The sequence below is a fragment of the Streptomyces atratus genome, assembly GCF_014648655.1.
Lineage (GTDB): Bacteria > Actinomycetota > Actinomycetes > Streptomycetales > Streptomycetaceae > Streptomyces > Streptomyces atratus.
Window position 1 is genome coordinate 71,646 of sequence record NZ_BMRN01000017.1, and the last position, 12,837, is coordinate 84,482.

Below are 12,837 nucleotides of genomic sequence, written 5' to 3' on the forward strand. Positions count from 1 at the left end.
CTGGGAACTGAATGTGTCTCTCATCCGACTACTGCCGGGGGCTGGGAAGTTGACCAGCCACCCAACCTGCACGGCTGTGGCTGACGATCGAGGGGCGTGTGATGCGTGGGCTGGATGTGCGTATGCGGGATGTCGCCTGCCGACATGGCCGACTGGAGGCCGTCGCCGACGTGGATCTGGAGATCACAGCCGGTGAACGGGTGGCGCTGACCGGAACCAATGGCTCGGGTAAGACGACGCTGCTGCGTGCGGTGCTCGGTCTGCACCGACAGGTGACGGGGTCGATCCTGGTCGGCGGCCGAGGCACCCGCTCGCCCGCGGAGTGGGCGTGGCGCCGCCGTGCCTGCGCCTGGATTCCGCAGAAGCCGGCGGCAGGCCGCTTCCCTCTTCTCGGCACCGAGCTGCTGGCCAGCAGCAGCGCTCGCGCTGAGGCAGCTTCGGCAGCGGCGCGGCTCGGTGTGGGGGCGCTGGTTGAGCGGCCTCTGCACACCCTGTCCGGCGGGCAGTTGCAGCGAATGTATCTCGCCCGGGCCATCGGCTGTGTCGCGGCCGGGGCCGAGGTTCTCCTCGCCGATGAACCTACCGCCGCCCTCGACTTCCGGGGGCAGGAGGAAGCGGCCGATGTTCTGACCTCCCTGCCGGTGACGCTCGTCGTGGTGACGCACGACCGGGCGCTGGCGGAGCGCTGCGACCGGGTGCTGGAAATGGCTGCAGGCCGTCTGCGGGAGGTCCGGTGACTCTCGCGACCGCCGATCTCGGTGAACTTCTTCAGCTGCTCCCCGTTCAGCGAGCGGGGTTCGCGCTGCTGCTGGCCGCGATCGGGCTGCCGGTGGTGGGCGTGGTCATCGTGGGTCTGGACATCATGCCGGTGCGGTTCGCGATGATGCACGTCGCGTTGCTCGGCATCGCGGTCGGCATCGTGACCGGACTCGACCCCATGTTGTGCGCACTCGTGGCGTGTGCTCTGTCCGGGGCTGCGATCGCTCCTCTCGCTCGTACCCCGGATGGGCTGTCCGGCGCGATGGGATTGCTCATGAGCATCGCGATCGCGGCGGCGCTGTTGGTGCTCGCGGTCTCGGGCGTCAACGCCTCAGGAGCATTCGCGCTGCTCTGGGGGTCGATCCTGTCCGTAGGAACCGCCGACCTGGTTTTGCTCGGCGCGCTCGCAGTCGTCGTCATCGGCCTGTTCCTGTGGCGGCGCCGTGATATCGCGCTACTGCTGTACGACCGGGAGCTCGCCCAGTGCTCCGGGGTCGCGATACGCGCGCTGACTCTCGTGCTGCTGGTCCTGGTCGCGGTCGCCGTCGCCGGAGCGATCAAGCTCACGGGCGCGCTGCTGGTCGACGCCCTCACCCTCCTTCCGGCTCTCGCCGCTCGCCGTCTTGGCACCTCACTGAAGTCGATCACGCTCTGGGCCGTTGCCGTCGGCATCGTCGTGAACCTGACCGGGTTCCTCATCGCACTGTGGCTGGACTGGCCTCCCGGGCCTGTTCTCGTCCTGACTGCGGGGGCCGCTGTCCTCGCCGTCCATCTCATACCCGAACGGAGAATCAGCTCATGGCGCGCACCCGCGGCCGTTCCTCTTCCCTCCTCGCACTGAGTGCAGCACTGGCCCTGGTGGCCGGCTGCGGAAACGACGCGTCGTCGTCCGGAGACGGAGGCGACAAGCACGACGGGCAGCCGGTGGTGATCGTCACCACGACCTGGGAAGGGGCTTTGGCGAAAGCCGCGGGTGCCGAGGACGTGAAGGTCATCGTGCCCCAGTCCGTACAGCACGCACCGGACTACGACCCGAAACCCTCCGACCTCGCGGCCGTCGCCGGTGCCGATTTCGTGCTGTACGCATCCTTCGAGCCGTATGCCGGAAAGATCAAGGAGGCTGCCGGCTCCAAGGCCGAACTGGTCGAGGTGAACCTCGACAACGATGCGGACAAGGTCGAAGCCGAGGTGGCCAAGCTGGGCAAGTTGTTCGGCACCGAGGGCGCCGCAGCGAAGTGGAAGACGACCTTCGACAGCGAGTACGCCAAGCTGTCCAAGGATCTCAAGGCCAAGTGGCCGGGCGGGAAGAGCCCGGTGGTCGTCAGCCAGGTCTTCACCACCTGGGCGGCGAAGCTGGCGGGTGCGAACCTGGTCGGCACCTACGGGCCCGAAGCCGTCACCCCTGCCCAACTGGCGAAACTGGGCGAGAAGAAGCCCGCCCTCGTCCTGGACAACGCCCACATGTCGACCGGCACGGTTCTGCCCGACTCCGGCGCCAAGCAGGTCGAGATCGTCAACTACCCGGGGGAGGAGCTCGACCTGCTGCCCGTATACCGCAACGCGGCAACAGCAATGAAGGAGGCCATGTCCACATCCTGAAGCAGCACCGCGTGGGGGCAGCCCGGAAGACCGGGCTGCCCCCACGCGTTCGCTGGTTCATGTGATGAGGAGGAGTCCCCGGGGCAGCTGGATGTCCCGGTCGCCCCGGCTGTGGCACCGTTCAGCTCGCCTGCCCGAGGGGAACTTCCTTCGTCGCGCCTGGCCGGCTGATCTCAGTCATACGCACTCGCAGTGCCGCCCGGTCGGGCTTGCCCGCAGGGGTGAGGGGCAGTTCGTCGACGACCAGGAGGCGCTCGGGGTGCTTGCGTCGTTCCAGTCCCCGTTCGGTCAGGTGCTCGCACAGCACCTCCAGCGTCAGGGAATCCGCAGCACGGGACACGACGCACGCCGCCAGCCGCTCGCCCATCACCGCATCCGGGATCCCGATGCACACGACATCACATACGAAGGGGTGGGTGGCGAGTTCCCTCTCGACTTCGGCGGGGCTGATGTTGGCTCCGCCGCGGATGACGACGTCCTTGAGACGTCCGACGATGTGCAGGATGCCGTCACCGTCGAGGAATCCGAGGTCCCCGGTGCGCACCCACCCGTCGGGAGTGCGGTATCGAGCGTCCAGCTCCGGGGAGCCGACGTAACACATGGGGGTCATGGGGCCCCGTGCGACGATCTCCCCGATCCCGCCGTCCGGCAGTTGTTCATGAGTCTCGGTGTCGGTGATACGTATGTCCGCGACCCGGGGGTCGGGGCGCCCGGCCACGACGCCCTGGCTGTCCGCATCCGGGGTGGCACTGCCCAGTCCCGTATGGCAGTTGACGCCGTCGGCCGATCCGTACAGGTTGACGACAGGACAGCCGAAAGCACTCGCGGCGTGCTCCGCCGTGGTCTCGTCCAGCGCGGAGCCACCCAGGATCAGGGCCGTCGGGGCGGGCAGCTTCTCGCCTGTGCCGTCGAGGCGGTCGAGCATCATACGCACCATGGTGGGCACGCCCAGGATGTGGGTGGGCTGGTGTTCGCGCACGGCGTCGAGCGCGGCCTCGGGGGTGAAGTGGTCCAGGAGGATGAGAGTTCCGCCGTGCCGGGCGAGGGCGACGCCCGTTCCGTTGGATCCGAAAGCTGAGGCGAGTGGCACGAGGAACAGGCAGCGGGGCGGAGTCCGGTCGGGGATGAGCGAGGCGAGGAAGTTACCGCGCCCGCCGGCGAGTGCGTTGTGGGAGTAGGCGACCATCTTCGGCTCGGCCTCGGAGCCGGAGGAGACTAGTATGCGGACGGCGCTGTCAGGGTCCGGCCGTGCAGGAACGAATCCACTGGGGTCGGAGCGCAGCAGTTCCGAGAGCGGAATCGTTCCTTCAGGTGTGTTGCCGGGTCCGGCGGCGATGACGTGGCGCAGGGAGGGAAGCGCCGGGGCCAACGTCCGGAGGTCGGCGGCGTGATGGTTGCCCCGGTGCTCGACGGCGGCGATGACGGCGACGGCCTCCGCGCGGCGGAGCAGGCATTCTGCTTCCAGGCTGCCGCGGCCGACCGGGAAGGGCAGCGCCACCGCACCGAGGGCGGCCAGGGCGAGATCGGCGATGACGGCGTGGCGGCCGTTGGGCAGTTGAACGCCGACCACATCGCCCGGACGTATGCCGAGGTCTCTGAGGGCGGTGGCCAGACATCGCACCTTGCGGTCGAGGGCGGTGTAACAGAGTTTGCCTTTGGCATCAAGGATCGCGGTGCGGTGGAGGTCCGTGATCTGCCGGGCGCGGAAGAGGCTGTAGAGGTCGAGGTCGGGGCAGGTCCCGTCGACGACCCAGGAGCGGCGGAGGTCGGCGGGCAGCAGATCGTGGAGGACGACGGTCACGTGAAGCTCCAGGGGTCGGGAACAGCAGGGGCACCGTGCGCGTCGCGGCTGATCGAGCCGGAGAAGCGCGAATCGTGATGCAGGGTGGCCAGGTCGGTGGTGACCGCGGTGGCGGACAGCCCGTACGTGCGCAGCTGTGCCAGGGCGTCGTGGGTGGACAGACCGCTCAGGTCGTGAGCGCGGGCTGCTTCGGCGCAGGCGTCGGTGGGAGCGACCCAACCGTCGGCGGTGCGCAACGGGTGACGGAACCCGGCCGGCCTTCTTGCGTTCCCTCCGGCTGCGGCCCGGCGCAGGGCCGGGGCGGTGAGGACATCGGCCGCTCCCAGCAGCGAGGAGCCCACCCGGACGCCTTGTCGGTTGCGTTCACGCAGCAGCAGCCCCGCGAGGACGGCTTCCGTTCCCAGGAGCCCGCCCAGGACGTCGAGGAGGGTCATCAGGGACGGTGCGGGCGGTTCGCCTTCCGGGTGTACCGCTTCTCCGACTCCGGTGCGGGCCTGGACCATGAAGTCGGTCCCCATCGGGGCGCCGGAGATCCGGTCGGCCCATCCGCTGGTGTACGCGTAGACCAGTGCGGGGTTCACAGCGGCAAGGTGGTCGCCGTCGAGACCGAGCTGTGCGGCTTTGCCGGGTGCCCAGTTGTGGAGGAAGACATCGGCCTCTGCCGCCATCTCTCGCAGTCGGCGCCGGTCGGGCTCGGCTTTGATGTCGACCTCCACGGCCTGCTTGCCGCGGTTGAGCGCGAGCCAGCGGGCGGAGATGCCGGAGCAGGCCGGTGGCATGCCACGCAGCGGATCGCCACCCGGCGGTTCGATCCGGATCACGTGGGCGCCGAGCAGTCCCAGGAGGTGAGCAGTGAGCGGTGCCTGGATGCGGCGGCCGGCCTCCAGCACGGTCAGCCCTGCCAGTGGCCGTTCGGCCGCGGGGAGAACCGTGGGGGAACGGTGGCCGGGCCCGTGGGAGGTGAGTGACCAGGGCGGTGCACCGTCGTGTTCTGCTGCCCGCCCGACCAGGGATCCCAGCGGGCAGACCTCTGCGCCGGAGACCGCTGCCGCCTGGAGGATGCGCTGCCAGGAGTGGGCGCGTGTCGTCGTGTGCAGGGCCTGCGGGAAGGGAGCGCAGGCTGTGGCGTACCGGAATTGGAAGGGCCGCCAGCCGGCCCGTATCGCCTCGGGGGGCGCTTCCAGGGCCCGCCAGAACGCGGCCCAGGCCCCCGGGTCCAGGGTCTCGAGCTCGAAGAGTGTGCCGACCGCGTCGGCGAAGGGCGGTCCCCCCGGTGCGAGTTCGGCGGCCTCACCCTCGTCGGCTCCGGCGGCGGCCAGGTACTGGGAGACGGTCAGCAGTCCGGCCCGGTCGACGCTCGTACTGACGCGTGCGGTCGTTCCCCCGCGGGCCTGGCCCAAGAGACCGGCCAGGATTCCCTGGACCGTGAGAACGGAGGCGGTGGTGGCGGCGTAATCGACGGCCAGGCCGCGCGGCCCGCCGTCACGCCGGCCATGCACGGCCATGATCCCGGTGGCGGCCTGGACGGTGGCCTCGTCGGTGACCCCGCTCTCCGGATCCGCCCAGTTCACCTCTGCTCCGATGGGCAGAATTCCGTCGCCGGTCAGCGCTATCTGCGCGGTTGACGCGGGTTGTGGCGCGGCTGGTTCCCGGCGGGTGCGGGCTCCCAGGAGCCGCAGGTGCTGCGCAGCAAGGCCGGTCAGTTCGGGCGGACCCGAGGTGTCCAGGTCAAGCCCGTCCAGTGGGCGGACCGTCTGTGTGGTGACTGGTGACGCCATGCCTCTCCTCTCCTGGCCCGGCGGTGTTCGGCGCCGGGGATGTCCTCAACGCGGGAACCAGGGCGCCTTCGCGCCCGACCAGTTCCGTGGAGAGACAGTCGGACTGTCGCTCCAACGGGTTCCCGGCAGACTGGAGGAAAGTGGTGGAGGACCGAGATCAAGTCTCCAAAGGCGCAGGCGGAGCGGCTGAGTTGAGAGGACAGGTCGACCGCTTCATACGCGAGCGGGTAATGCCGTGCGAAGAAGTCCTGGACGCCGGCGGACCGGCCTCCGCCGCCACCATGCGTGACCTGCACGACCAGGCCCGGAAGGAAGGTATATGGGCCCTGCCGTTGCCCGCCGAGCTGGGCGGTCGTGGACTCTCCCTGACTGAGTACGCCCAGGTGGCCGAGGTCGAAGGAGCAAGCGATCACGGACCTGCCGCCCTGGGGTCGGCACCGCTGCTGGATGTGCTCATGCTGCACCGCCACGGCAGCGCGCGCGTAGGCGAGGAGTATCCGAAGCGACTCACCGCCGGGGAGCTCCGGGCCTGCTATGCAATGACGGAACAGGACGTCCTGGGTACCGACCCCTCCATGACGCGTACTCGAGCCGTGCAGGAGGCAGACGGGAGTTGGAGGGTCAGTGGCCGCAAGTGGTTCATCTCCGGAGCCGCCGGCGCCGACCTGGTGACCGTCCTGGCCCGCACCGACGGGGCCCCCGCGGACCGCGGCGGGCTTTCCCTGCTGCTGATCCCGGCCGACTCTCCCGGCTTCCGCGTCGTACGCGAACTTCCGGTCCTCGGCACGGGCGGCCAGTGGGAGATCGAACTGAACGGCGTCCGTGTCCCCGGCGACCATCTCATCGGCGAGCGGGGCAGCGCTCTGACCATTGCCGGAGAACGGCTGCAGCTCGGCCGTACCCTGCGCTGCCTGCGCTGGATCGGTCAGGCGCAGCGGGCCTTCGACTTGATGTGTGAGCGCGTCAACGCCCGCGCCGGCTCCCGTGGTCCGCTCGGCGGTCATCAGCTCGTGCAGCAGCATGTCTTCGAGTCACTGCTTGCCCTGCGTACGACCCGTCCCCTGGTCCACGAGGCCGTGACCCAGATCGATGCCGGGCTGGACGCGCACGTCGAGGTGGGCCTGGCCAAGGTCGCTGCCGCCCGCATGCTGCAGCGGGTGACGGACGCGGCCATCCAGGTGCACGGCGCGGCCGGCCTGGGACCCGACACTCCTTTGCCCGCGCTCTTCCGTACCGGACGCGCCGCTCGGATCCTGGACGGCCCGGACGAGCTGCACATCACGTCCGTCGCACGCCGTGTGCTGCGCGGCTACGACACCTGAGCGGCCGCATCTACACCGTGCGGATGTCGATCAGTCCGGTGAGGGCTGCCAGTCCGAGGGCCAGGAAGAAGTCGCCCCAGATCAGTTCGTGGCGCACGGCGACCGACTGCCCGGCGTCGTAGCAGCCGTTCAGCAGCATTCCGGCGGGACGGGCGCCGGTCGGTCCGGTGAGGTGTGCGGACACCAGGTGGTCCAGGATCGCGAGGGCGCGGGAGGAGCACTCCGCTGCCCGGGGTCCCGGGACGCGTGCCAGTTTCAGCAGCGCTACCGCTGTGATCGCGGCAGCCGAGGTGTCCTGCGGGCCGTCCGGTCGTGCCTCGTCGGCCGGCGGTACGCCCCACCGGGGCGCTCCTGTCCAGGGAGCGATCAGCTCTGCGCCCGTCGCTTCCAGCCGCTGTGGGTTCCACTGCGTGGTCCTGGGCTGGTGCAGGGCGTCGGCCACGGCCAGCAAGAGCCACGGCCGCCCCCGGCTCCAGCCTCGTGGCGGGTCGTCGCACGCCTGCCAGCCCGTGTCCGGCTCGAACCGCAGGGCAGGCACCACAGAGCCATCGACGTGGCACAGGTCGATGTGCCGGTGGAGATGGGACGCGGCTGCCGCGGCGCCCTCGCCGCCCGCCGAGACGAGCAGAGGCACCACGCCGGGTACTCCGTCCACGCGGGCCAGCAGTCTGGGACCGCCGAACGCGGATCCCCAAGGAATCAGGCCCAGTTCGGGGTCAAGCGCGTCCAGGCAGGCGCGGGCACTTCGGTGACGCAGCTCGTCCGCCGACGGGTCGCTGATGGCCAGGGCGGTTCCGTACCAGAGGATCAGACCGCGGGTGGCGGTATCAGCCTCCACCCAGCCGGCCAGCCGCGCCGTGCAGGCCGAGGCCACGGCCCTGTCGGCCTCGTCACCGGTGTGCCTGGCCCGCAGCCACAGAAGGCCAGCCCAGAATCCGCCGGTCCACGATCCGCGACCGGTCGTATTCCAGCGGCCCGTATCCGGGTCGGCGAACAGCGGGAACCTCTCGCCGACTTCAGTTCGGGTGACGCCGACCCGGTGCAGGACGTCCGCGAGCGCGCGTTCGGCCCAGTCCCCCGCCGTCACGCCGGGACCGTCGTGCGCTGCCTGCGTTCCCGCACTGCCCATATGAAAGCGACGGTGCAGGCCGCCGCGAACTCCGCGGCCACCAGCAGCCACCCGGACCCGTAGTGGCCGGCTTCCGCGAGCACGCCGAAGACCGGTGGGCCGATGGCGAAGCCGGCGAAGAACCCGGCGGAGACGAGTGCCGATTCCTGTCCCGCACGACCGGAGGCGGCGCGCTGCATCACCAGCACCATGGAGACGGCATTGCCCGACACGGCGAACACACCGACGGCTACCGCCGCCGCCCATGCCAGCGGGTGCACGACCAGCGCACCGGCCAGCAGCAGGGCCGATCCGACCGCACCGGCCGCCAGCCACCCCGGCAGCCACTCGGCGCGCCCCGGCCGAGCAGCCTTCGACCAACCCACCCGGCCGGCAATACCCGCTACCCCCAGAACCGCCACCAGGGCGCCGGCCGCCGAGGGACTCATTCCGAGCTCCTGCGCGCCGAAGAGTGCCAGATAGGTGTTGACCGAAGCAATGCCACATCCCAGCAGCAACGAGAAACCCGCCAGCCAGGCAATGGCGCCCCGCGGCACCCACGAGGAGCGAGGCGGCGCCCCCTTTGCCGGAGGATCTGCAGGCAGCGCCCGTATGGCCCACACAGCCATGGCCGCAGCGGTGCCGGACGCCGCCCACACCGCGCCACGCCAACCCACCCCTGAGGCCAGCGCCGCCAGGGGCAGCCCGGCAGCGAACGCCCCGAGCTGCACGCCCGACTGCTTCATCCCGGTCACCGAACCCCGCCGCGCCGGCACAACGACCGCCAGGATCGCCTTGTTCGTAGCCGGGTTGGCCAGCGCCTGCGGCAGACCCCCCAGGGCAACGGCGCCGAGGAGAGAACCGGCACCATGCGCCGCACCGATCAGGGCGAGCGCGGCGGCAGACACGAGCAGCAGGGCAACGAGTGACCGCCTGGGGCCGACCCGGTCAACGATCCGCCCACCCACCGGGGAAAGAACCGCCGCGGTCCCGAATCCGATCGTCGTCGTCAGGCCGAGCACCGTGGGCGAAATCCCCAGTTCGTCGACAAGGCGCGGGCCGAGGGCTCCCAGGAGGAAAAGCTGCAGCATCGAAAACGCCATGGCGCAGGTGAGCAGCGCGGTCAGCGGTCCGTCAGTTCCTGCTGCTGGGGCCGCCGGTGTTCCCCGCTCTGTCCGCACCGGTGTCTCCGTCCCACGCCACTGGTTCACTTTCTCGGCCACGTCAGGAGTCGGGCCGAACGGCATCACAGTTCCCCGTAGCACATGTGGTGTGCGCCACACGCGCCAGGCTGAGGGCGTCACCCGCACTTTTCGCACCCACCGGTGGCACCCGGAGGAGGAGTGCAAGGATGGGCCCGCCATGATTCCAGGCCGATGTTGTCGCGCGGTACGCGCTGCGGTGTTCGCAGCCACCTGTGTGCTGCTCGCTGCCCTCGGCCACGTCCTCATGTCCGGATCGGCTGTCCCTTGGTGGGCCATGGCCGCCGCCTTCGCGACCGCTGCTGCTACGGCCTGGCTCTTCAGCCGCCGGGAGCGCGGTGTACTCGCGGTGACCTCGATGGTGGTCGCCGCCCAAGCGGCACTGCACACCGGATTCTCACTGGCTCAGGCAGCCGTTCACCCCTCGGTGACCGACAGCCCGTCCTTCGCTCGGCAATGGGCCGAGTCCCTGCTTTGCGGTTCGGCAGGCTCCACGTCGATCTCTCAGTCGGAAGCCGTACGCATCGTCACCGAAGCCGGGCTCGGCAGCCGCCTGCACCAGCCACCGCCCGGCACAACGGACATGGCCATGGCGGGTGGGATGCAGCACGCCCATGCCGGCATGCAGACGATGACCGACCCCGCAACGGTCCTGCCCGCCGGGCACGACATGGCAGGCGTGTCCTCGGCCGGGATGCTGGCCGCCCACCTCCTGGCAGCCCTGCTGTGCGGCCTCTGGCTCGCCTACGGAGAACGATCCGCTTTCCGCCTGCTGCGCACTTTCGCCGGGTGGATCATCGCGCCGCTGTGCCTGCTCTTCCGTCTCTCCACACCGCCTCACCGGCCACGCATCCGGGCCCGCCGTGACCACCGGGCCCGCGGACCGCGGCAGCTTTTCCTCATCCACGCCCTCACCTCGCGGGGTCCACCGACCGGGATCGCTGTCATCTGACAGCTGGCTTCCCGACGTGCTGGTGTCCTCCACCGCACGCCTCGGGCATCGGCATCGCCCACGAGTGATGCCGAACATCTCACCGGCCCGCCCATGCGCGGAAGTCGGATCCCGAATCCCGGAAGGACAACAGGCGATGCCCCCTGCCCTGCCGCCACACAAAGCCACGCCCAACGACGGCACATCACGTCATACCGATAGCGCCGACGAGCCGGTGACACGACTGGCACTGGCTGCACGCGACGGCTCCCCCGACGCCGTCGACCGGTTCGTACGCGCCTTGCACCGCGACGTCTGGCGCTACGTGGCCTACCTCAGCGCCGACCCCCAAGCGGCCGATGACCTCACCCAGGACACGTTCTTGCGCGCACTCGGCAGCCTTCACCGGTTCGAGGGACGCTCATCCGCACGTACCTGGCTACTATCGATCGCCCGCCGCACTGTCGTGGACAGCCTTCGCCATGCCGCCGCTCGCCCCAGAATCTCCGACTGGGACGACTGGCAGTCCGCCGCCGAGAGGACACAACCACGCGACGTACCCGGCTTCGAGGACGGAATCGCACTCGCCGACCTCCTGGCGATCCTCCCGGCAGAGCGCCGTGAATCGTTCGTGCTCACCCAACTCCTGGGACTCCCCTACGCGGAGGCCGCGGCTGCCCTGGGCTGCCCCGTCGGCACCGTCCGCTCACGTGTGGCCCGCGCCCGCGGCTCGCTGCTCGGACTACTGAAGGACGCAGAAACCCTCGCCGCACACGCGGGGCCGGTACGACCAATCTCTTGTGGTCGAGTGCCGGCACTCCTCTCCGCAGCCGTCTGACAAGTCGAAGACCGCAGCCTGCGCGGGGCGCTGGCGCAGAGATCAACCGCGCCAGCGCCCTCCAGGGCTGCCTTCCTCCGGACAACGCCCACGCACGCGTTGTCGCGGCGCCGGAGGAAACGACTCAGGGCTTTGTGGTTCGCCAAGCACGCCTACTGCGGGTTAACCGGGCCGCTCGCCCGGCTCTCCCCGCTGCGCCACGCGAACCTCGACGTCATGGGCCGCTACACCTTCCGCGCCTCTGCCCTGCGTGGCATGTTGCGACCCTTGCGTGAGCCGGAAGTATCCGGATTGAGCGGGGACGGCGAGGAGCAGGGAACGACGCCCGGCATCTCGCCGGCCCGGTCGGCTTGTATTTCCGGGCGGCTCGGCGCTTCTAAGCACATTGAGCCCACTTCGGTGTCCAGACCCCGTTGTCGGGGCGGCCGGGGTAGGTGGAGGTGAGGTGGTTACGCAGTGCGGTGAGGGCGGGGTGCGGGTTGTCGGTGCGCCAGATCAGTGAGTGCGGGTAGACCGGGGTCGGGTCGTGCAGGGGGATGCGTCGCAGGTCGTGGCCGGCAGGCCAGACCAGCGGAGTCCGTTCGCTGACGAAGGTCGCCAGCGTCGAGGAGTCCGCGATCGTGTCGAGGAGGGGCTCGATACCGAAGTTCGGGCCGACCGAGTCGATGGTGAGACCGAACGTGGCGGCGAGTTCGTCATAGTAGGCGGCCCACTCGGTGCCGGGCATGTTACCGGGCATCCAGATCCGGCGCCCGGCGAGCTGGGCGGGAGCGATCGCGCGGGCGGCGGCGAACTCGTGAGCCGGTCCGGTGAACAGGTGCAGCGGTTCGTCGAAGACCGGAGTGGCCTCGACACCGTCGGGGAGCTGCCGGCCCGGCATGGTCACGGCGCGGAAGGTCGCGTCGATCGTCCCGGACCGGACGGCGGCGATGGCCGTGCAGGAGTCGAACAGGGTCACGACATCAAGATCGGTCTCGGGATACGCACGGTGGAAGTCGCGCAGCAGACCCGCCAGTGAGAGTCGGCGGCCGATCACGTCGACACGCAAAGCCCGGCGCCCTGGCCGCACGGAAGCGGCTGCCCGTTCCTCGGCCTGGAGGAGAGCTCGGGCGTAGGGCAGGAACGCCTGCCCGTCGATCGTGAGCCGGGCTCCGCGGGCCGTGCGGCTGAACAACTGCACACCGAGGTCCTTCTCCAGCACGGCGATGCGCTTGGACACAGCCTGCGGGGTGATCGACAAGTTGGCGGCGGCTTCTTGGAACTGTCCCGCGTCCACGGCGGCGACGAAGGTGTGCACGGCAGTAAGGTCCACGCTGACCATCTTAGGTGGACAACCAATCGTTGAGTCTGATCGGCGAAATGGTTGTTTGATTCCCGTACGCCAAGCTCGCTTTGATGTCTCTGGTCAACATGCGGTTTGCCAAGCAGTGCGGCAGGCGGAGTGCAGGCCCGGCAGCCGGGTGGCTGCCGGGCCTGCGCTTCAAGGGCTCGGACTGATC

General features: G+C 69.8%; 11 protein-coding genes. 6 read left to right on the forward strand and 5 right to left on the reverse strand.

The window, feature by feature from the left end:
• The first annotated feature begins 101 nt into the window (after positions 1-101).
• From IEZ15_RS25235 to IEZ15_RS25245, 3 genes are read left to right on the forward strand one after another with little or no spacing between them, the layout of a single operon-like run.
• Entirely contained in the window at positions 102-737 is a 636-nt protein-coding gene (locus tag IEZ15_RS25235) for an ATP-binding cassette domain-containing protein (protein WP_114242579.1), read from the forward strand.
• Entirely contained in the window at positions 734-1,600 is an 867-nt protein-coding gene (locus IEZ15_RS25240; RefSeq protein ID WP_114242580.1) for a metal ABC transporter permease, read from the forward strand. Before IEZ15_RS25235 ends, IEZ15_RS25240 begins: the two co-directional genes overlap by 4 nt.
• Positions 1,558-2,358, forward strand: coding sequence for a metal ABC transporter substrate-binding protein (locus IEZ15_RS25245; RefSeq protein ID WP_189279484.1), 801 nt, complete (start codon positions 1,558-1,560; stop codon positions 2,356-2,358). The genes IEZ15_RS25240 and IEZ15_RS25245 overlap by 43 nt, the downstream gene beginning before the upstream one ends.
• Positions 2,359-2,479: 121 nt before the next feature.
• On the opposite strand, the gene IEZ15_RS25250 is transcribed toward IEZ15_RS25245, so the two are convergent.
• Positions 2,480-4,159 (reverse strand): class I adenylate-forming enzyme family protein, encoded by a 1,680-nt coding sequence (locus IEZ15_RS25250; RefSeq protein WP_189279485.1) that lies wholly within the window; start codon positions 4,157-4,159, stop codon positions 2,480-2,482.
• Complete coding sequence (locus tag IEZ15_RS25255; protein WP_189279486.1) at positions 4,156-5,937, reverse strand: CoA transferase; 1,782 nt, start codon at positions 5,935-5,937, stop codon at positions 4,156-4,158. The genes IEZ15_RS25250 and IEZ15_RS25255 overlap by 4 nt, the downstream gene beginning before the upstream one ends.
• 191 nt (positions 5,938-6,128) lie before the next feature.
• Between IEZ15_RS25255 and IEZ15_RS25260 the strand changes: the two genes are divergently transcribed.
• A complete protein-coding gene (locus IEZ15_RS25260) occupies positions 6,129-7,259 on the forward strand; it encodes an acyl-CoA dehydrogenase family protein (RefSeq protein WP_268250421.1) in 1,131 nt (376 codons plus the stop codon).
• A 10-nt stretch (positions 7,260-7,269) separates the two neighbouring features.
• Here the strand turns inward: IEZ15_RS25260 and IEZ15_RS25265 are convergent, their stop codons facing one another.
• Both IEZ15_RS25265 and IEZ15_RS25270 read right to left on the reverse strand, forming a co-directional pair.
• Positions 7,270-8,346: a sugar ABC transporter permease gene (locus IEZ15_RS25265; RefSeq protein WP_229846104.1), complete on the reverse strand. Its 1,077-nt coding sequence runs from the start codon at positions 8,344-8,346 to the stop codon at positions 7,270-7,272.
• Entirely contained in the window at positions 8,343-9,614 is a 1,272-nt protein-coding gene (locus IEZ15_RS25270) for an MFS transporter (RefSeq protein ID WP_373302617.1), read from the reverse strand. Before IEZ15_RS25270 ends, IEZ15_RS25265 begins: the two co-directional genes overlap by 4 nt.
• Before the next feature lie 115 nt (positions 9,615-9,729).
• Between IEZ15_RS25270 and IEZ15_RS25275 the strand changes: the two genes are divergently transcribed.
• Positions 9,730-10,521 carry a hypothetical protein gene (locus IEZ15_RS25275; protein ID WP_189279489.1) on the forward strand — a complete coding sequence of 264 codons (792 nt, stop codon included), beginning with the start codon at positions 9,730-9,732 and terminating at the stop codon, positions 10,519-10,521.
• 136 nt (positions 10,522-10,657) lie between these two features.
• Entirely contained in the window at positions 10,658-11,338 is a 681-nt protein-coding gene (locus tag IEZ15_RS25280; protein WP_189279490.1) for a sigma-70 family RNA polymerase sigma factor, read from the forward strand.
• A gap of 376 nt (positions 11,339-11,714) precedes the next feature.
• Here IEZ15_RS25280 and IEZ15_RS25285 read toward each other — a convergent pair whose 3' ends face one another.
• Positions 11,715-12,650: a LysR family transcriptional regulator gene (locus IEZ15_RS25285; protein WP_189279491.1), complete on the reverse strand. Its 936-nt coding sequence runs from the start codon at positions 12,648-12,650 to the stop codon at positions 11,715-11,717.
• Positions 12,651-12,837: the final 187 nt, after the last annotated feature.

Excerpts from the sequence above, each read along its gene's own strand:
- IEZ15_RS25275 (WP_189279489.1), top strand. The coding sequence starts at position 9,730 with ATGATTCCAGGCCGATGTTGTCGCGCGGTACGCGCTGCGGTGTTCGCA.
- IEZ15_RS25255 (WP_189279486.1), bottom strand. The coding sequence starts at position 5,937 with ATGGCGTCACCAGTCACCACACAGACGGTCCGCCCACTGGACGGGCTT.
- IEZ15_RS25245 (WP_189279484.1), top strand. The coding sequence starts at position 1,558 with ATGGCGCGCACCCGCGGCCGTTCCTCTTCCCTCCTCGCACTGAGTGCA.
- IEZ15_RS25280 (WP_189279490.1), top strand. The coding sequence starts at position 10,658 with ATGCCCCCTGCCCTGCCGCCACACAAAGCCACGCCCAACGACGGCACA.
- IEZ15_RS25235 (WP_114242579.1), top strand. The coding sequence starts at position 102 with ATGCGTGGGCTGGATGTGCGTATGCGGGATGTCGCCTGCCGACATGGC.
- IEZ15_RS25270 (WP_373302617.1), bottom strand. The coding sequence starts at position 9,614 with ATGCCGTTCGGCCCGACTCCTGACGTGGCCGAGAAAGTGAACCAGTGG.